The following is a 19373-nucleotide window of genomic DNA, read 5'->3' on the forward strand; positions in this document are numbered from 1 at the left end:
TTACTTGTCCCCCTTTATAGAAGCGTGGAACTTCGCCTGCCGCTCTTGAACTGCCAATGGGGGCTCTACTTTAGGTGCATCTGGATGCAGAAGCCATGTTGCCGCATAATGCGTGTCAGATACTTTAAACATTGGCGGCTGTTCTTCCTTGTCTATTTTCATAGCGTAAGGATTTCTTGGTGCAAACGCATCTCCTTTAGGCGGATGAAGCAGATCTGGTGGTGTACCCGGAATTACAAACAGCTCCTCATCCTGTGAATCCAGACTCGGCATCGAGCTGATTAGTCCCCATGTATACGGGTGCTGCGGATTGTAGAATATCTCATCTACTGTCCCAACTTCGACAATCTTGCCGCCGTACATAACTGCCACACGGTCAGCAACATTGGCTACTACACCTAAGTCATGCGTAATAAATATAATAGATGTTTCAATTTTCTTTTGCAGATCCTTCATCAAATCCAGTATTTGACCTTGAATCGTTACATCCAGAGCAGTTGTCGGCTCATCAGCAATTAATACTTTCGGAGCACAAGCCAATGCAATGGCAATAACCACACGCTGTCTCATTCCACCTGAAAATTGATGCGGATATTGTTTTAAGCGGGTCTCCGGTTTTGGAATACCAACTAAATCCAGTAGTTTTATTGTACGTTCCGTTGCTTCCTTTTTACCTAAATTTCGATGTTTAATTAATGGTTCCATAATCTGCTTACCAATCGTCATCGTAGGATTCAGTGAAGTCATTGGATCCTGGAAAATCATTGAAATATCCTTTCCCCGGATTTTTTGCATTTTCTTTTCAGATGCGGTTGCAAGATTTTCTCCGTTAAAAAGAATCTCTCCTGATTTAATTTCAGAATTACCCTGTGGCAGCAGCCTCATAATTGACTTTGTCGTTACCGATTTACCTGAACCAGATTCCCCGACAATCGCAAGTGTCTCTCCCTCATGTAAATCAAAATCTACACCTCGGATTGCCTGCACTTCCCCGGCAAATGTATGGAACGATATATGAAGATCTTTTACTTCTAATAATTTTTTCATATCATTTCACCTCAACTTTAATCGCGCATTTTCGGATCAAATGCATCACGTAGTCCATCTCCAATTAAATTACATACAATCAAAATCACACAGATAAGGATACACGGAATAATCATCAGATGAGGTAAAAATTGAAACGTTTTATAACCGTCCTCAATCAGTGTACCTAAGGATGCCGATGGAGCCTGTAATCCAATTCCGATAAAGCTTAAGAAAGCTTCAAAGAAAATAGCACTAGGAATCGTGAACATGGTATTTATAATAATAACCCCTGATAAATTCGGTAACAGATGCTTGAAAAGGAGTCGATTATTTTTAGCACCCAATGTCCGCGAAGCTAGTATATATTCCTGGTCTTTTAATTTAAGAACTTGTCCACGGACGACCCTTGCCATACCAATCCAGCCGGTAATAACCATTGCTATCGTGATGGACATAATACCCGGTTTCAGGATTAAGAGCATTAAAATTACTACAATTAAGTTTGGAATACCAGAAATAACTTCCAAAATACGCTGCATCACGTTATCTGTTCTGCCGCCTTTAAATCCGGATACTAAACCATAAATAACGCCAACCAGCATATCAATAGCAGCTGCCAGTACAGCAATATACAATGATACTCTCGTTCCCAGCCAGACGCGGGTAAATAAGTCTCTTCCAAGACTATCGGTACCAAACCAATAGTATTCTTCTATATTCATCTGTTCGTATTTATTTACTTCCTCGCCGCCAATTTTCTGCTTACCGTCAAAGATACCCATATTCTCTAAAACTGGTACACGTGGCGGAAGATTACTTTTTGAAACATCCTGCTCATAACCATCATGACCTGAAAGATGTGGTCCAATAATAGCCATAATGACGACCAGCGCCAATATAATTAAACTGACGATGGCTGCTTTATTTTTTCGAACGCGAAGCCAGGCATCCTTCATAAACGAAAGCTGCGGTTTCTCCAGCCTCTCGGCCCCTTCATGATCAATTGGAGCAGGCTCAAATTGTTCTTTCGGTATTTCTTTTATTTCTTCTTTATTCATTATTTATCGCCTCCATTCAGACGAATTCTCGGATCGATAATTCCATAAAGGATATCAATAATTAAAATAATAACCGTCAGTAAGAAAGCGAAAAATAAGGTTGTTCCCATAATAATCGGGAAATCATTTGTCATAATCGATTTCACAAATTGCTCACCAATCCCTGGCACGGCAAATACTTTCTCTACAACCATCGAACCGGTCATTAAGCCGACAGCCATAGGTCCTAATACGGTAATTAAAGGAATTAACGCATTACGAATCGCATGCTTCACAGCTACTTCGCCGCGTGAATTTCCTTTTGCTTTTGCTAATGTAATATAATCAGATCCAAATACTTCTATCAGTTCTGTCCTCATAAAACGCGCTGCTGTAGCTATTGGGAAACAAGCTAACGCAATGGTGGGTAAAATAGATGAAGAGAAACTGTTCCAGGACGCGACTGGCAACAATTCCAATTTTACTCCAATGTAATATTGTAATAATGCTGCTAAAACAAAGGAAGGAATTGATTTTCCAAGTATGGCTAAAAACGTACTTCCATAATCAATCCACGTATTTTGGAACATTGCTGCAAGAACCCCAAGTGCAACACCGATGATGGTCCCTATAATCATCGCCTGGACACCAAGCTGCAACGAAGGCCCCATTCGATTCATCAACAAATCCATGACGGGCTGATTTTCAAACTGAAAGGATACACCTAAATCACCTTTTACAATGTTTACCATGTAGTTCATATACTGGACAGGAACAGGCTGATCCAATCCATACTTCGCATTTAATAGTTCACGTTGCTCTATTGTTAACCGTTCCTCATTTGAAAATGGGGTACCCGGCAGAAACTTCATCAGGAAAAAGGTAACAGAAGCAATAATAAACAGCGTAATAATCAAATAAATTATCCGCTTGGTAATATATTTCGCCATACTTTGTCCTCCTATATACGAATAAATGAAAATATTCTAAACTTCTGTAAAAATGAGGAAAAGAGAGTACTTTTCACTAAAAGTCTCTCTTTTCCATACAGTATTAATTTCAGCGGACTTTTAAATGCACGCTTTTCAAAACATTATTTTTCGATTGTTACATTTTTTAGTGAGTAATCAGGTCCAAACAAATGCTCTTCTAAACCTTGTACATACGGTTTGATAAGTGTTAATCTTCCGCGTTGGTATACAGGTGCGATTGCAGTATCTTCCTGAACGAGAATTTTTTCAGCGTCAAGCATTGCCTGCCAACGTTTTGCAGGGTCATTTGCATAAGTTACTTTTGCATCTTCAATAAGCTGATCGTATTCTTCATTGGAAATACTTGCCTGGTTATTCGCTCCATCTGTAACATATAGATCTAAGAAAGTAAGTGGATCCAGATAATCCGGTCCCCAGCCGTGCATTACGATATCGTAATCCTGAGCTGTCGTTCTATCTAAACGGTTTTTAAATGGTACATTTTCTAATGAAATTGTTAAACCGTCAAGATTTGTTTCTAATTGATTTTTAAAATACTCGCCAATTCTTTTTGCATTTTCAGTATCATCGCCTAAGAAATCAAGAGCAAGCTCATCTACACCTAATTCATCTAAGCCTGTTTCCCAATATTCTTTTGCCTGTTCCAAGTCATAGCCGATTAGGTCTCCGCTTTCTTCACGGAAGTCTTCTCCTGTTTCAGGATTTACAGCTAAGCCGCGTGGTACATAACCATCAGTAGGAATGGAACCATTGGCAAGAACTTGTTCTGTAAATGATTCTTTATCAAAAGCCATTGCCAGAGCTTTACGGATATTTTCGTTGGCTAATGGTGTTTCTTCACCATCACGTTCCTGGTTGAATTTAAGATACCAGGAGCTACCTTCTTCAAACGTTGCAGCATCTTCATGATTTGCATATTGTTTTGCATATTCTGAGCTCAATGCAGCTGTACGGTCTACTTCTCCAGTTTCATACAGGTTTACCGCTGTGCTTGGCTCTTTAACAACTTGTACATTTACTTCATCAAGGCTTACATTATCCATATCATAGTATTCTTCATTTTTTGCATATGTCCAAGTTAACCCGGAACCATCCCATTCTGTTAATACGAATGGACCGTTTGCAAGCATGTTATCACTGTTCGTTCCAAAGCTGTCGCCTTTCTCTTCTACAAAATCTTCATTTAATGGCAGGTACGTACCAAAAGCCAATAATGAATTTAAGTATTCCACAGGTTGTTCCAGAGTTACTTCTAAAGTATTATCATCTACGGCTTCAGCACCTAATTCTTCTACGTCTGCCTCACCATTCATAATATCTGTTGCATTTTCAATAACACCTGAGAACATGTACGCATATTGGGAACCAGTGTCAGGATTTAGTGCTCTTTGCCAAGCATACACAAAATCATGTGCTGTCACAGGATCTCCATTTGACCATTTTGCATCTTCTTTTAATTTAAATGTATAAACAAGTCCATCATCACTAACCTCCGGATCACCATCAGCAATAGCCGGAACCGGTTGATCATCCCCATCTAATACATAAAGACCTTCCATTGTTTGTCCAAATACGATAAAACTGGCAGCATCTGTTGCCAATGCAGGGTCCCCTGTTGGAATCTCTGCTGTTTCTACCATATTTAATACTTGCTCACCTGAAGCAGATGAGTCGTCACCACTATCTGAACTTCCTTCATTATCATCGTCATTTGATCCACAAGCTGAAATCATGACCATTGTTAACGCCAAAATAATAATGAGATAATATTTAGACTTTTTCACTTTTTCTGTACACCCCTTTTATAATTTTACTCTACTACACATTATACTAGCTTAACCATAATTGTAAATATTTTTTATAATTCATCCAATACAGAAAAGAAAGATAATTGCACCACCACCCCTTTATTAATCGTTAATAAAACGCTTACAAAAATCTTGTTAAATCAACTGTTATCCCCTCTTTTAAGGTCTTATTTAATAGAAAATGCACTCATTATTATTACCATATTAATCCAAAAAAATAATTCTTATTGCTTGGCATTTTCTTTAGATTTTAATGTAAAAAAATATCTTTTCATTAAAAATGAGTATAAAGTCGAATCAGATTTTGAAATATTTGTAAATTTAATTGAAAATCTATCTTTCTCTATTAAATTTTTAATCCATTATGATTTTTTTTATGCACTAATGGTATAATATGTTACATATTCACTTTGAAGGACGTTGATAGTTATGATTAAAAAATCATTTGTATGGATTGTATTCTCCCAAATCCTCATCTTGTTATTCTGCTTTATTTTTTATCATCGTATTAATCTTTTATCCTACATAAATGTTTCCTTTGTCATCGGCGCAGTTCTTATTCTATACGCGATGGCAGGTTATGTGATCAAAGGGCGCTTTTTTGATATTGTATTCTACAGCTTTCAGTATTTTTTCAGCCGGATGTCTAACCGGGATCGCCGGCCGCTCTCTGAACTGGCGCCTCAGCACTATGTCATACCATTTATAACCGGCTGTACTGCTATTGTTCTTATGCTTGGCGGTTTACTTATTTATTATTTTTCTCTTTAGAAATGAATTTAGTCGATAGTACAAGCAGAAGACACTGCCAACATAGAACCCCTGTGAAGAAAGTTCTTTTGATTCGAAAAAGAGGATTCCAGTGTAATTACAGGATTCCTCTTTTTCTTCATATTATTGACAAAAATGGACTTGTTTTTTTGACCAAATAAACCTCCTGGATTACATTGCCGGTGGAATATCGCCTTCCCCGTAACGATGATCTAAATCCACAAACTTATTATACTCTTTAACAAAGGCAAGCTCTACCGTACCTGTTGGACCGTTACGCTGTTTAGCGATGATAATCTCAATAATATTCTGCTTCTCTGTTTCTTTATCATAATAATCATCACGATATAGGAAGCCTACAATATCCGCATCCTGCTCAATACTTCCGGATTCACGGATATCTGACATCATCGGCCGTTTGTCCTGTCTTGATTCCACACCACGGGAAAGCTGAGATAAGGCAATAAGCGGAACCTCGAGCTCACGGGCTAACGCCTTTAAGGAACGGGAAATCTCAGAGACCTCCTGCTGCCGGTTTTCCTTCGAGCTGCCGCTTCCCTGAATAAGCTGCAGATAATCAATCAGAATCATTCCCAGGCCATGCTCCTGCTTCAGGCGCCGGCACTTGGAACGAATTTCATTCACACGCACCCCTGGTGTATCGTCAATATATATTCCTGCATTCGACAACGAACCCATCGCCATGGTGAGTTTACTCCAGTCATCTGCCTGCAGCTGACCATTTCTAAGACGCTGTGCATCAATATTCCCCTCTGCACAGAGCATACGTTGAACCAGCTGATCAGCACCCATCTCCAAGCTGAAAATAGCAACATTTTCATCCGTTTTCACAGCAACATTCTGAGCCACATTTAGTGCAAATGCTGTTTTCCCCACAGATGGCCGTGCTGCAATAATAATTAAGTCATTCCGCTGAAATCCTGCTGTAATCCGGTCCAAATCTAAGAACCCAGTTGGAACTCCGGTTACATCGCCTTTTTGCTGATGAAGCTGCTCAATATTGTCATACACACTAATTAAGACGTCTTTTATATTTTTAAAAGCTCCTGAATTTTTACGTCCGGAAACCTCTAAAATACTTTTTTCTGCATCGTTTAAAACATCTTCAACCTCATCCTCTTTTTCAAAGGATGCTGTAACAATATCTGTTGCTTTCCGGATTAAACGGCGAAGCGTTGATTTTTCTTCTACCATTTTACTGTAATATTCAACATTCGCTGCTGTAGGCACACTCTCAGCCAGTTCAGTTAAGTAGGATACACCGCCTGCTTCCTCCAGCTGCTTCCTGTCATTTAAAAACGTGGTAACCGTCACTACATCAATCGGTTCACCGCGGTCAGATAAAGTCATCATAGCAGTAAAAATAAGCTGGTGACTCGCACGGTAGAAATCCTCTGGAATTAGTATTTCAGAAGCCTGTACAAAGGCTGTCGGCTCTAAAAATACTGCACCTAAAACAGATTGCTCTGCTTCTATATTATGTGGTGGCGTACGATCAAAAGCTGCACTCATTCTCTCTCCTCCGTATTCCTGTTATACGAGTGAGAAAAAAAGAAACCGGCGTACTTCTTTAATGCCAATTTCTTTTCATTTTCTCTGTTTGTATAGATTACTTATTACTTTTCTTTCACATGAACCTTCACAGAACCGGATACTTCCGGATGCAATTTAACCGGAACATTTGTATATCCTAATGCACGGATCGGCTCATCTAATTCAATTTTACGTTTATCAAGCTTGTAACCATGCTGCTTGTTTAATGCTTCTGCAATCTGCTTGCTTGTAATGGAACCAAATAAACGTCCATTTTCACCAGATTTTGCTTCCAGCTCAACTGTTAAATCAGCTAATTTATCTTTTAAATTAATCGCACTCTCTTTTTCTTCTATTTCTAATTTATCCTGTTTTTTCTTTTTCGCGTCCAGAGCTTTTAAGTTTCCGGAAGTAGCTTCTTCTGCCAGTTTATTTTTTAACAGGTAATTACGAGCGTAGCCGTCAGGAACATTTTTTACATCGCCTTTTTTTGCTTTCCCTTTGACATCTTTTAAGAAAATAACTTTCATTCTGAATCTCTCCCTTTTTTATACTCTAATTCATCAATAATCTCTATCAGCATTTCTTTTGCTTCATCTATGGTTTTACCCTCAATTTGCGTAGCTGCATTCGTCAAATGTCCGCCGCCATTCATTTTTTCCATAATGACCTGAACATTTACATCGCCCAGTGACCTTGCACTGATGCCAACTCTGCCATCTGACCGTTCCGAGATAACAAATGACGCTGAAATGCCCTCCATCGTCAGTAAGGTATCCGCAGCTTGGGCAATCAACACCGGACTGTATGCTTTCCCGCTCGGCGCTTTGGCAATAGCAATATGATCATTGTATATTTGTGTTCTTTCAATAATATGACTGCGCTGGACAAAAACATCCAAATCCTCTTTAAGAAGACGCTGAACCAATACGGTATCTGCTCCCTGCGATCTAAGATAGGATGCTGCATCAAAGGTTCTCGAGCCGGTACGCAATGTAAAGCTTTTTGTATCAACGATAATCCCGGCTAAAAGTGCTGTTGCCTCCAGCATTTTCAGCTTCGTCCCTTTTGGTTGATACTCCAGTAACTCTGTCACAAGCTCAGCAGTGGATGACGCATAAGGCTCCATATAAACAAGCGTTGGATTATCAATAAATTCCTCGGCCCGGCGATGATGGTCTATAACAATTTTATAATCGGTATAGTTTAATAAGCTTTCCACTGCAACCATATTCGGTTTATGCGTATCCACAACAATTAACAGGCTCTGCTGGTCTGCCATCAGGTCCTCTGCTTCTTCAGGACTGACAAATTGTTCCCAAAGCTCCTCATCTTCACGAATACGATCCATCAGCTTCGAAACACCTGTCTCCACATCATTCTCATCAAATACTATATAACCGGGGACGTCATTTGTTTTAGCAATATTTAAAACACCAATCGCTGCACCGATTGCATCCATATCTGGTGATTTATGTCCCATAATAATAACATTCTCACTTGCACGAACCAACTCTTTAAGCGCATGAGAGATAACCCTTGCTCTTACACGGGTGCGTTTTTCCATTGGGTTAGTTTTCCCGCCATAAAAACGTACCTTTCCATTCTCATCCTTAATAGCGACCTGATCACCGCCGCGGCCCAAGGCTAGATCTAAGCTCGATTGTGCAATCTCTCCAATTTCAGGCAGCGACATATTTCCAGCACCAACCCCGATACTCAATGTAACCGGGTTGCTTTCAGATCCACCCATTTCCCGCACTTCATCTAAAATAGCAAATTTTACTTTTTCCAGCTCTTCGAGAATTTCTACATTTCCAACCGCCAAGAATCTTTCCTGTGACGTCCGCTTCAAATAAAGCCCGTAACGGCTCGACCAGTTATTAAGAACAGCTGTTACTTGAGAGTTCAATTGGCTCTTTGCCGTATCATCCATATTTTGTGTGATTTCTTCATAATTATCTAAGAAGATAATGGCAAGCACCGTCTGTTCATTATGATAACGTTCCTTCAGTTCTTGATGCTCTGTCCGATCAAGGAAATAGAGCAGCTTCTCTTCCTTTTTGATGACACACAGAAACGTATAATCGCCAATTTCTACCCAAATCTCATTCCTGTTATCTATAATCATCGGAATTAAATCCTCTGATAAATTATTAAGAGATTCACCAATAATGGTATCTTTGCTCGTCTTAAATTGATTCATAAATGGATTAGACCATTCTACCTGATAGTTATCATTGAATAAAATAATTCCAAAAGGCATCTCTAACAATGCCTCAGAACCAACCTTTTTTACTCGATGGGAAATGGTCGATATATATTCCTCTGCTTCATCAAGAAGCACCCTTTCCGTTCGAATACTATAATAAAATGAAGCAGCAAAGACAACTGTCATTATTAAGCCAACTATCCATTGATAGTACCATACACATAAAAGCAAAATAAAAGTAAGGATATAGATAATCCATACATGCTTGCTTAATGCTGGTCTATTCTCTAAATCTGGCACGGCATTCAGCTCCTTCAAAATCCAACAATCTGTCTTGCTTTTATTTAGAATTAAAAATATAAATCTTATTGCAAATCTGTTCTTAACCTGAACGCTAAACCGATCAGGTATACAGCTTCAAACCATAAGCCGGTATATAAGAAGCTGTCTGCCCCTATTATTTCAACCGGCTTCTTAATCGGAAACCTATATCAATTATACCTAAGATTCGGACGAAATAAAGAAGAAATGTTGGAAAAAGAATTGTTAGGATAACGATTAAAATAGGAAATACTTTTGATCTTTTTTTAATATGTGCAAAATAAAAAATGAAAGAGAATCCCTGCAAGGACAAGGCAATTCCGACAATCATCAATAAATTCTGTGCACCAAAATACATCGTGCTTCCTTCGGCGAAGTCGATAACAGATAGAATTAATGCTAACAGATAAACCCAAATAATCGCACTAGGAAATTGCAGTTCACGAAATGGCGGAAAATAGAACTTTTCTTTTCCCACCCGGTTAAACCACTTATAGCTGATCCATTGGGTAATAAAAGCTGTAATAAAAGCAAAAAGAACCATAAAAGTTGGAATTAATTGTTGGAATAAGTCGATTTGTGTGTCTATCAGCACCTCTATGTCTTTTTCATTTAATGATGGATTAATACTTTCTATCATAGATGTGCTGGTGTTAACAGATTCTTCCACAATCTGACTAAATTCAGACATAATATTAACGCCCATCAGCGTTTGTATAAAAATATAAGAAATGAGCATTCCAATAATAAAACCAAATGTACCTTGAGCCAGTGTTTCATAGGCTGTATTCTTTTTATATATCGCATGACCGATAAAAAGTCCTCCTGCAGCAGCAACTAATACTAACGGCAAAATAATATACGACAGCAGCAATGTAGAAATAAAGGCAACAGCCACTGTCACAACAAGACCAGCTTTTACTCCATGCCGCTTCACATAGAAAATAAAAGGAACAGGCAAAACAAAAGCTGTAATTAAACTAAGTATCGGTAATAAGGAAGCCACCAATATTGCAATTAAGATCGCAATTACTACGGCTCCTTCTGTAATCTTTTTCGATTGATTCATATACTACTGCACCTCGTTCTAGCAAAAATAAATACTTATAAAGAATCAAATTAGCTGCTCCTTCTCTTTCTTTCCCATATCCATATATCTTAATAAAACTCTATGAAAGGCAGCAACATAATAATTCAACACATACTCCACTATAATAACACGAATTTAGCAGAAAGGCTTGTATCGCACCTTGTTCATTTATTATTATATTGGTCCCTCGGGTCAGTAAATTTATGATATCAAGCATTTTATCATAGAAATGAGGAAATAAAATATTTTTGAAATAAAATCACATAATTATTTCCCGGGAAATTTGTCGAATAGCGCTATTTTCTTTCCCATCTGAGAGCTGATTCCTTTATAATAGTAGTGTTGCCAATTAGAAATGGATTAAATCATTTCATTTTCTGTTGGTTTCAGCTTGTACATATATTATTTATTAAGATTTGGCAGAAACAACTTTTTCAGGCCCAACAGCATCAATTACTTATTAATTTGTCCATAACAAAAGTGAATATTATACCTGTTTAAATAACCCAGAAAGTAGAAGCAGCACTACTGAATTAAAGGATGGGGAAAATGCAATTTACAAAAATATTAAAAGAAAGCCTTTTACTTCCACAAAAAAAAGCCATGTTTCAGATCAACCGAATTGGAATGGATAGCATTATGATCTATCTTTTCATTTTATTTATAATCACATCCTTACCTGAACTGTTGTCACGATTAACAGGCCAGACTGGCTTGGGCGGAGAAATGAACATTATTTTCCAGTTTATCTATTTCTTTATGTTCTATTATTTAATTTTATCCGTTTTATTGCTGGGAGTCATTTCATTCATTGCTTATTTAGGCAGAGGAGTTGTCTATCTGGCAAACCGGAAGCTTTACTATGGAACATTGTGGAAATTAACTGCTTGTTCCATAACTATTCCTAATCTGGTATTTACACTTATTTCGTTTATCTGGCCAATTCCAGATTGGTTTTTATTTATCTTTTTTATTTATCCCTTTTTATTACTGATACGAATGATTTTATTATATCCGCCAAAAAGAGTTCGTTAAAAGAAACTATTGAAATTCATCAGGCTATTATTTCTTCCATGCGCTGTAGAATCCTATTAGAGCGCAGACCAACCACAGAGACTCCTAAGTGGTTCGCAGGCTAAACCCGTGACTCCTGAGACCTAAGATTACTCACCCCATCGAAAACATTTGTGCATCGCAGGGCGAGCTGAAGATCCACTTGAAAAGCGGGTTTCTTTTCAAGTTAGCTGAAGCCGTCCCCATGGAAAGCGGAGTGGTTGGCGGGAGCGGAAGCTATACACAATAATCTGTTCAAAAAATAAAAAGATGAGTTAACTAAAAGCAAGCATGATAATAGAGACCTTGTACATCCTGGAACAGCAAGGTTAGTGTGTTTATTCTCAGGTGCGAAAGTTGAGTCAATAATAAAACCCTTAAGTCCATAGGAACTTAAGGGTTTTGTTATTATTCTGCTACGTAAGGCAATAAAGCCATTTGACGAGCACGTTTAATTGCAATTGTTAATTTACGTTGATATTTTGCAGAAGTTCCAGTTACACGACGAGGAAGAATTTTTCCACGTTCAGAAACGAAACGTCTTAGCAAGTCAACATCTTTATAGTCGATGTGTGTAATTCCGTTTGCTGTGAAATAACACACCTTACGACGTTTTGCACGTCCGCGACGAGCTGCCATGTGAATACACTCCTTTTATAGGATGTTCAAAAAGTCCGCTAAAAATGACACATCGGGGTAAGGAACTTCTACTAAACCCGCCCACGTCCTGTGGGCAACGTAGAAGTCACCGCATCCTGCGGAAGTTCGTTAGCTTGCTTTTTCGTTACTCACGTATCTACTGCATACGTTCCGTTACTCAAAGCTGCGCTGTCTTGAACTTCTCGGTCCTTTTTAACTGCCTTTTTGAACTCTCATTTTAGTTATTTTAGTTAGAAGACAATTTAAAACGGTAAATCATCATCTGATATATCAATCGGTTCTCCATTATTTTTAAATGGATCTTCCTGATTCTGGTTTTGATTTTGGTTTTGATTTGATGAAAATGGATTTTGTTGATATTGGTTCTGATTATTTTGGTTACCTTGGTAGCCATCAGATTGATACTGTCCTCCACCTTGAGACCCTTTTGTCTCCAGGAATTGAACACTATCTGCAACAATTTCTGTTACATAAACCCGTTTACCATCTTGTCCTTCGAAATTACGTGTTTGAACACGACCATCTACACCAATTAAGCTCCCTTTTTTCATATAGTTCGCCAGGTTTTCAGCTGGTCTACGCCAAACGACACAGTTTATAAAATCTGCTTCGCGATCTCCCTGTTGATTCGAAAAAGGTCTGTTAACAGCAATAGTAAAGTTGGCTACTGCCACACCATTTGGAGTATAGCGTAAATCAGGATCCCTCGTTAATCTGCCAACCAATACGACACGATTTAACATCAGAACCACTCCTTATTATTTTTCATCTCTAATTGTCATATGACGAACAATATCATCATTGAATTTCGCTAAGCGGTCAAACTCATTTACTGCAGCTTCATCACTTTGGAAATTGATAATAACATAATAGCCATCACGATAGTCATTGATTTCGTAAGCAAGACGCTTCTTGCCTTTTTCATCAACTTTTTCGATTTCCGCTCCGTTATCAGTAAGGATTTTGTTAAAACGCTCGATTAAAGCAGTTTGTGCTTCCTCTTCGATATCTGGGCGGATGATGTACATAGTTTCGTATTTTCTCATCCGTTACACCTCCTTTTGGTCTTAGCGGCCCTCATCTCTCATAATTCCACGTTGAATCATAGACATAAGAGCAAGGAATAATTATCTAATTACTCACAATGTAGTATTATACCAAATAAATTATGTTATGACAAGTTTTCGAGAGAACCTGATTTACCTTTTTCAACTATTACTTCTAACGTTCTTTTCACAAGGAATATCTAAAAGCCTGTTTGCATGACTTATGGAGCTGTTCAAACACATTATTATACATTAAAACGGAAATGAATAACGTCACCATCCTGAACGATATATTCTTTTCCTTCCAGTCTTACTTTACCTCTTTCTCTTGCAGTTGCCATATTGCCGGCATCCACCAAATCACCGTAAGACACCGTCTCTGCACGGATAAATCCACGCTCAAAATCGGTATGGATAATTCCCGCCGCCTGTGGTGCTTTTATTCCTTGGCGGAAGGTCCATGCACGTACCTCCTGTTCACCGGCTGTGAAATAAGTAGCCAGTCCAAGTAAGTTATAAGAAGCCTTAATTAATTTGTCTAAGCCTGATTCTGAAATACCTAAGTCTTCCAGAAATTCTTCTTTTTCTTCCGGCTCCAACTCTGCTATTTCTTCCTCAATCCTCGCACAAATAACAATCACTTCTGCATTTTCATTAGCTGCATATTCTTTTACCTTTTGAACATTTTCATTTGAATCGGGATCTGCTACCTCATCTTCACTTACATTCGCTACATATAATGTTGGCTTACTCGTTAACAGATGAAGACCTTTAACCGTTTTTTCCTGCTCTTCTGTAAACTCTAAAGCACGTACCGGCAGGTCACTCTCTAAGCCTTCTTTAATCTTGTTCAGCAGCTCACACTCCACAAGTGCGTCTTTATCCTTTTGACGCGCCAGCTTTTCCACACGATGGAATCGTTTATTTACAGATTCCAAATCTGCCAGGATCAGCTCCAGATTAATGATTTCAATATCATCTATCGGATCTACCTTCCCGGAAACATGTGTAATATTCTCATCTTCAAAACAACGGACAACCTGGCAAATTGCATCTACCTGTCTGATATGGGATAAGAATTGGTTTCCTAATCCTTCTCCCTTGCTTGCACCTTTTACAATTCCGGCAATATCCGTAAATTCAAATGCAGTCGGGACTGTTTTTTTCGGTTTTACAAGCTCTGTTAATTTATTTAAACGTTCGTCTGGAACCTCCACAATCCCTACATTCGGGTCAATCGTAGCAAATGGATAGTTTGCTGCTTCAGCTCCAGCCTGTGTGATTGCATTAAATAGTGTAGATTTCCCTACATTTGGAAGACCGACAATTCCTGCTGTTAATGCCATATTACTTTCTTCAACTCCTTAAGGATTCGTTCATGAACATTTTTGTAACTCCAATTATAGATAGTCCCTGATAAAAAGACAAGCATGAGAAAACTCAAAACAGGTGCACGTTTTAACACTGTTTTGAGTTTTCTTCTAAGAAAATATTTATTTTTGTCTTTCTTATTCACGCATGAAATCTTTTTTTACTATTCTTCATGTTTTTCTAAAACTTTTTTAAGCTTCTTGGTAAAATCTCTTCTTGGAATAAGAACACTATGCCCGCAGCCAAGACATTTTATACGGATGTCCATCCCCATCCGAATAATTTTCCAGCGGTTCTCACCGCATGGATGTGGCTTTTTCATTTGGACAATGTCATTTAAACCAAATTCTTTATCCATACTCCCTGCTCCTTTTTTGAAATAATGCTGTCTTGCTCCAGGCACCTGTTTAATTAGCTTAGAGCTTTTCTTACATTCATTATAGCAAATTTAAGAGAGTTTTATCCTCGATTTTGCTGGCGTTCCCGCGTTAGGTTATCCATTTCCTGCTCGGAATAAGCGACAATCCGGGGTGCAGGAATTTTAATACCTGATTTATATAGCTTGTCTTGAATCTCTTTACGGATATTCCGTTCTCCAGCCCATTGGAAGACCGGCTCTGTTTCAGCAATAACACGGACAACGAAATGGGAAACATCCAGATTCTGAACACCGATAATCTCCGGAACGCCTAAAATAAACTCGTATTTATCCGGCAATGTCTCTGCTACCTCCTGAATAATTTGTTCCACCTGCGCAACATCACTTTCGTATGGTACATTCACATCAACAACAGAAAGACCATTTCGAGCTGAATAATTAATTACTTGATCAATATTTCCATTAGGGACAATGTTCAGCTCCCCTGTCCAGGAAACAATTTTCGATGTGCGCAATCCAATTTCTTCCACAGTTCCTTCTATTCCAGCAGCTAACACATAATCCCCTACTGAAAATTGATCCTCAAAAATAATAAAGAAGCCTGTAATGATATCACGCACAAGGTTTTGCGCCCCAAAACCAATTGCCAGACCTGCAACACCGGCACCAGCTAGTAACGGTCCAATTTCAAAGTTAAAGACTTCCAATATCATAACAAGTGCCATAAAGTAAACAACATATGCTACGACACTCTTAATTAATTTCTTCAATGTCTCTTCCCGGCGTTTTGGAATTCTTATCGGCCCGTGCTGCCTTTGCACAAATAATTTATCTACTATTTTCCGCACAATACCGACAACCAGCCAGGAAATAAGGAGAATCAAAACGATCCGGATTGCTCCTCCTAAAATGGCTAACCACATTTCCGGATTGCTTAAATAATCCCACACCTTGTCAATTTGATGACTTATAAAATTTAATTTCATGCGTATATAACTCCTTTCACTTCCATACAACAGCTCTTCCAGTGGATGTTTAAAAAATACTATCATAATGTTTTTCCCATCTACAAAAAAATAAACATATAAATCTGATATTTGCATGTTTTTTATGTTTATTACGTGTTCAAAAGAACCTCCTTCTATAGATGAAATAACTTTTGAACATCGGGATTATACTATTCTCCAATGCCTTCATTTTTTTAACAGTCCTTTATTTGGAAGTTTTATGCATGTTATTCATAAACGAAAGGATTATCTTGTTCTTTTCCATAATGGATAAGTTAATAATCTGGCTAAAATATATAAATTAAGTATACCGTATAGCGGATAGAGGAAATTTACCAAATTAGCAAAACCAAATCCTGTCAACGGCAGCATAAGTAATACCGAAATAAGCACAATAACATACATTGGCTTTTCCTCTTTTAAAAATGATTGCACTCTTGTAGCAATTCCCAGCATCCCCGCCGCCGCAGTTGTAAAGATTGCCAGCCAGAGAAGAATAGACATGAATAGAATCATACCTAATGGAAATTCTTTTAAAATTGCAAATAGAGGAATCTCATACAGGATGATTTCATCTGCAATTTGAATCAGGCTGCTGTTATAAATATATGAAACAACCCCTAAACACAGTCCTGTCCCAATACAGCAAATAATGATTTCTCCTCTTCCTTTCACCTTATTCCCAATGGCTCCCAGAATAGCTATTAGAGGAAGAATATTTAATGCTGTAAAAGGAAAGGAAGCAAACCAATTTCGCTGCTCATGCCAATATGCAAACAGCTGTAAATTTTCCTTAAAGACATATACTACTAACACATACAAAAGTCCACCAATCAAAATCGGTAATATAAGCTCGTTAAAGGTCAATAAACCTTTTATCCCTTTAACAAATAACAATACGAGAACAATTCCGGTAATTCCAATCCCCATAGAATATGGTAAATGAAACACCTGCCCTGTTGCCCCGCTCCCGGCAATCATAATCATCGTTGTCGTAAAAAGATACAGAAGAATAAACCCGTCAAATACTTTCGTCAGCTTTGTTCCTGCAATAATTTCTAATACAGGTAAATAATTAGCACTTTTCAGCTGGTAGCTAATTACCATAATCACATAACAGGAAAACGAAAAAAGAAAAGAAAATATTACAATAGCCAGTCCACTTTCATGTCCAAAAAACTGCCATAGTTCTCTTCCTGAAACATATCCGGCACCAATCGTTGCACCAAGAATTAACGCCGTCCACTGCAGGCCTCTTCGCCACATAGTACTTCCTCCAATTCATACGTATAGTTCTTCGTAAATTACCGTATACTGTAACAATATGATTTTGGAGGAACTGCTATGAATCTAAAAAACCATCTACGCATACAATCAAACCATTTCAGAGCAAATTATAAAGAACCCGACGTAGCTAAAACATTATCTGATCAAATACTTCCCTGGTTTCCTTTGAAAGCAAATAATTATATCGCTGTCTTTATTGGCACTGATCGTTCTACAGGAGACGCTTTAGGTCCGCTCGCCGGGACATATTTTGAGGAAATGTGTCCCCAAAATTTACATGTATACGGGACAGTTCACGACCCTGTTCACGCTGTTAATTTACAAGAATCGCTCTGCAGTATTTATAAAAAATATGATAAACCTTATTTGATTGCAATTGATGCCTGCCTGGGCAAGAGCAGCTCTATTGGAAGTATTATTGCTGAAAACAAACCTTTGAAGCCCGGCTTAGCATTAAATAAACAACTCCCACAGGTAGGAAATATGAATATTACAGGAGTTGTAAACATCAGCGGTTTTATGGAGCACACGGTTCTACAAAACACCCGTCTGTCACTCGTCATGGACATGGCTATAGAGATAGCTGGTATACTTAAACAAATTGATAACCAATTAACCCCTTCCCTGCTTACACACACAGTTAAAAAGACAATTTAAAACACAAAAAATCGGGCAATAAACACCCGATTTTTTTCATTTCTAAAATAATGTAAATACATAATAAACAAGCACTACCGTTAAAATACTGGGTAATAAGTTTCCGATACGAATTTTGGTGATATTTAATAAATTTAGACCGATCGCCAGAATAAGCAGTCCGCCAACTGCTGTCAGCTCTACAATTAAACCATCTAAAAAAGCGCCCGATATCCACTTATCAATTTGTGTTGCCAAAAGTGTAATCGTTCCCTGATAAAGCACAACCGGTATTGCTGATAAAATAACACCGATACCTAACGTGGTTGTTAATACAAGCGCCGTAAATCCATCGATAATTCCTTTTGTTATTAAGATACCATGATCTCCACGGATACCACTGTCCAAAGCCCCGATAATCGCCATTGCCCCGACACAAAATATAAGTGAAGCTGTAACAAATCCTTGAGAGATGCTTGTGTCATTTTCATTCGTAGCAAAACGGTATCCTATCCATTTTCCAAACCGGTTTAACCCCTCTTCTACCTTCAAGCCTTCCCCAATGATTGCTCCTGATAACAAGCTTAATAGGACAACAATAATTTGCTCCGTCTGCAACGCCATCTGCAGCCCAATTAAAACTATGGCCAGTCCTATTCCATTCATAACCGTTTCTTTAAACCGTTCAGGTATTTTTGTGAAAAACAAACCAATGATACTTCCAACAATAATAAATATTAAATTAACAATTGTACCAAATAAAGCCACTTCCAGACCTCCTGTTTTGAAGAGGTTTTACCATACTGCAAAGGTTTTCCGGGAGATGAGTAAGCGCCCTCATACTCTGTCCCAAATCTCCGTAAAACAATACTATAATGTTCCACGTGAAACATTTCTATTTAAAAAGGTTTTATATATTGATAAAAAAATCTATTTATACAATTCAGCTTTTCTATTATGCAGTCCGTAAAACTCCTAATTCCTTAAAGTTTCTTTTTATACTTGATAAGAATTTATGTAGCAGATTTATCTAATTATCCGCTTATATGAAACAGCATTTTATCCTGTTTTTAAGCCTTCCTTCCGGATAAAGAGTTAAGGAGCATTATAATCAAATTTC

Annotated in this window: 19 protein-coding genes; 3 read left to right on the forward strand and 16 right to left on the reverse strand. The window is 38.0% G+C overall.

Annotated elements, in window-relative coordinates; genetic code table 11:
• The 4 genes from IEX29_RS11460 to IEX29_RS11475 all read right to left on the reverse strand — a co-directional run bounded on the left by IEX29_RS11460 (window position 1) and on the right by IEX29_RS11475 (window position 4842).
• Window positions 1-1047 (reverse strand): ABC transporter ATP-binding protein, encoded by a 1047-nt coding sequence (locus tag IEX29_RS11460; RefSeq protein WP_188734598.1) that lies wholly within the window; start codon window positions 1045-1047, stop codon window positions 1-3.
• 17 nt (window positions 1048-1064) lie between these two features.
• Entirely contained in the window at window positions 1065-2087 is a 1023-nt protein-coding gene (gene opp3C / locus IEX29_RS11465; RefSeq protein ID WP_188734599.1) for an oligopeptide ABC transporter permease, read from the reverse strand.
• Complete coding sequence (gene opp3b, locus IEX29_RS11470) at window positions 2087-3016, reverse strand: oligopeptide ABC transporter permease (protein ID WP_188734600.1); 930 nt, start codon at window positions 3014-3016, stop codon at window positions 2087-2089. The genes opp3C and opp3b overlap by 1 nt, the downstream gene beginning before the upstream one ends.
• 143 nt (window positions 3017-3159) lie before the next feature.
• Window positions 3160-4842 (reverse strand): peptide ABC transporter substrate-binding protein, encoded by a 1683-nt coding sequence (locus IEX29_RS11475; protein ID WP_188734601.1) that lies wholly within the window; start codon window positions 4840-4842, stop codon window positions 3160-3162.
• 453 nt (window positions 4843-5295) lie between these two features.
• On the opposite strand from IEX29_RS11475, the gene IEX29_RS11480 reads away from it, so the two are divergent.
• On the forward strand, window positions 5296-5637 hold the full coding sequence (locus IEX29_RS11480; RefSeq protein WP_188734602.1) for a DUF3899 domain-containing protein: 342 nt from the start codon (window positions 5296-5298) through the stop codon (window positions 5635-5637).
• Between the two features lie 171 nt (window positions 5638-5808).
• On the opposite strand, the gene dnaB is transcribed toward IEX29_RS11480, so the two are convergent.
• The 4 genes from dnaB to IEX29_RS11500 form a co-directional block, all read right to left on the reverse strand.
• Window positions 5809-7170, reverse strand: a complete 1362-nt coding sequence (gene dnaB / locus IEX29_RS11485) for a replicative DNA helicase (protein ID WP_188734603.1) — start codon at window positions 7168-7170, stop codon at window positions 5809-5811.
• A gap of 104 nt (window positions 7171-7274) precedes the next feature.
• Entirely contained in the window at window positions 7275-7721 is a 447-nt protein-coding gene (gene rplI / locus IEX29_RS11490) for a 50S ribosomal protein L9 (protein WP_188734604.1), read from the reverse strand.
• Window positions 7718-9703, reverse strand: coding sequence for a DHH family phosphoesterase (locus tag IEX29_RS11495; RefSeq protein ID WP_188734605.1), 1986 nt, complete (start codon window positions 9701-9703; stop codon window positions 7718-7720). Before IEX29_RS11495 ends, rplI begins: the two co-directional genes overlap by 4 nt.
• A gap of 157 nt (window positions 9704-9860) precedes the next feature.
• Window positions 9861-10793, reverse strand: coding sequence for a YybS family protein (locus IEX29_RS11500; RefSeq protein ID WP_188734606.1), 933 nt, complete (start codon window positions 10791-10793; stop codon window positions 9861-9863).
• Window positions 10794-11363: 570 nt separating this feature from the next.
• Between IEX29_RS11500 and IEX29_RS11505 the strand changes: the two genes are divergently transcribed.
• A complete protein-coding gene (locus tag IEX29_RS11505; protein WP_188734607.1) occupies window positions 11364-11849 on the forward strand; it encodes a hypothetical protein in 486 nt (161 codons plus the stop codon).
• Window positions 11850-12275: 426 nt separating this feature from the next.
• Here IEX29_RS11505 and rpsR read toward each other — a convergent pair whose 3' ends face one another.
• The 7 genes from rpsR to IEX29_RS11540 form a co-directional block, all read right to left on the reverse strand.
• Window positions 12276-12506, reverse strand: a complete 231-nt coding sequence (gene rpsR, locus IEX29_RS11510; RefSeq protein WP_077602766.1) for a 30S ribosomal protein S18 — start codon at window positions 12504-12506, stop codon at window positions 12276-12278.
• A gap of 263 nt (window positions 12507-12769) precedes the next feature.
• A complete protein-coding gene (gene ssb, locus IEX29_RS11515; RefSeq protein ID WP_188734608.1) occupies window positions 12770-13270 on the reverse strand; it encodes a single-stranded DNA-binding protein in 501 nt (166 codons plus the stop codon).
• 15 nt (window positions 13271-13285) lie between these two features.
• Complete coding sequence (rpsF, locus tag IEX29_RS11520; RefSeq protein ID WP_188734609.1) at window positions 13286-13573, reverse strand: 30S ribosomal protein S6; 288 nt, start codon at window positions 13571-13573, stop codon at window positions 13286-13288.
• 245 nt (window positions 13574-13818) lie between these two features.
• Window positions 13819-14919, reverse strand: a complete 1101-nt coding sequence (gene ychF / locus IEX29_RS11525; protein ID WP_188734610.1) for a redox-regulated ATPase YchF — start codon at window positions 14917-14919, stop codon at window positions 13819-13821.
• Window positions 14920-15107: 188 nt separating this feature from the next.
• Entirely contained in the window at window positions 15108-15302 is a 195-nt protein-coding gene (locus tag IEX29_RS11530; RefSeq protein WP_077602771.1) for a DUF951 domain-containing protein, read from the reverse strand.
• 101 nt (window positions 15303-15403) lie between these two features.
• The gene (locus IEX29_RS11535; protein ID WP_188734611.1) at window positions 15404-16309 is read right to left on the reverse strand and encodes a mechanosensitive ion channel family protein; all 906 of its coding nucleotides are present in this window, start codon (window positions 16307-16309) and stop codon (window positions 15404-15406) included.
• A gap of 267 nt (window positions 16310-16576) precedes the next feature.
• The gene (locus IEX29_RS11540; RefSeq protein WP_188734612.1) at window positions 16577-17596 is read right to left on the reverse strand and encodes a YkvI family membrane protein; all 1020 of its coding nucleotides are present in this window, start codon (window positions 17594-17596) and stop codon (window positions 16577-16579) included.
• A gap of 78 nt (window positions 17597-17674) precedes the next feature.
• On the opposite strand from IEX29_RS11540, the gene yyaC reads away from it, so the two are divergent.
• Entirely contained in the window at window positions 17675-18274 is a 600-nt protein-coding gene (yyaC, locus tag IEX29_RS11545) for a spore protease YyaC (RefSeq protein WP_188734613.1), read from the forward strand.
• 42 nt (window positions 18275-18316) lie between these two features.
• Here yyaC and IEX29_RS11550 read toward each other — a convergent pair whose 3' ends face one another.
• Window positions 18317-19021, reverse strand: coding sequence for a DUF554 domain-containing protein (locus tag IEX29_RS11550; RefSeq protein WP_188734614.1), 705 nt, complete (start codon window positions 19019-19021; stop codon window positions 18317-18319).
• Window positions 19022-19373: the final 352 nt, after the last annotated feature.

The organism is Oceanobacillus neutriphilus, assembly GCF_014645515.1.
Lineage (GTDB): Bacteria > Bacillota > Bacilli > Bacillales > Amphibacillaceae > Oceanobacillus > Oceanobacillus neutriphilus.

Excerpts from the sequence above, each read along its gene's own strand:
- IEX29_RS11530 (WP_077602771.1), bottom strand. The coding sequence starts at position 15,302 with ATGGATAAAGAATTTGGTTTAAATGACATTGTCCAAATGAAAAAGCCA.
- yyaC (WP_188734613.1), top strand. The coding sequence starts at position 17,675 with ATGAATCTAAAAAACCATCTACGCATACAATCAAACCATTTCAGAGCA.
- ssb (WP_188734608.1), bottom strand. The coding sequence starts at position 13,270 with ATGTTAAATCGTGTCGTATTGGTTGGCAGATTAACGAGGGATCCTGAT.
- rpsF (WP_188734609.1), bottom strand. The coding sequence starts at position 13,573 with ATGAGAAAATACGAAACTATGTACATCATCCGCCCAGATATCGAAGAG.
- IEX29_RS11540 (WP_188734612.1), bottom strand. The coding sequence starts at position 17,596 with ATGTGGCGAAGAGGCCTGCAGTGGACGGCGTTAATTCTTGGTGCAACG.
- rplI (WP_188734604.1), bottom strand. The coding sequence starts at position 7,721 with ATGAAAGTTATTTTCTTAAAAGATGTCAAAGGGAAAGCAAAAAAAGGC.
- rpsR (WP_077602766.1), bottom strand. The coding sequence starts at position 12,506 with ATGGCAGCTCGTCGCGGACGTGCAAAACGTCGTAAGGTGTGTTATTTC.
- opp3C (WP_188734599.1), bottom strand. The coding sequence starts at position 2,087 with ATGAATAAAGAAGAAATAAAAGAAATACCGAAAGAACAATTTGAGCCT.
- IEX29_RS11500 (WP_188734606.1), bottom strand. The coding sequence starts at position 10,793 with ATGAATCAATCGAAAAAGATTACAGAAGGAGCCGTAGTAATTGCGATC.
- opp3b (WP_188734600.1), bottom strand. The coding sequence starts at position 3,016 with ATGGCGAAATATATTACCAAGCGGATAATTTATTTGATTATTACGCTG.
- dnaB (WP_188734603.1), bottom strand. The coding sequence starts at position 7,170 with ATGAGTGCAGCTTTTGATCGTACGCCACCACATAATATAGAAGCAGAG.
- IEX29_RS11480 (WP_188734602.1), top strand. The coding sequence starts at position 5,296 with ATGATTAAAAAATCATTTGTATGGATTGTATTCTCCCAAATCCTCATC.
- IEX29_RS11460 (WP_188734598.1), bottom strand. The coding sequence starts at position 1,047 with ATGAAAAAATTATTAGAAGTAAAAGATCTTCATATATCGTTCCATACA.
- IEX29_RS11535 (WP_188734611.1), bottom strand. The coding sequence starts at position 16,309 with ATGAAATTAAATTTTATAAGTCATCAAATTGACAAGGTGTGGGATTAT.
- ychF (WP_188734610.1), bottom strand. The coding sequence starts at position 14,919 with ATGGCATTAACAGCAGGAATTGTCGGTCTTCCAAATGTAGGGAAATCT.
- IEX29_RS11505 (WP_188734607.1), top strand. The coding sequence starts at position 11,364 with ATGCAATTTACAAAAATATTAAAAGAAAGCCTTTTACTTCCACAAAAA.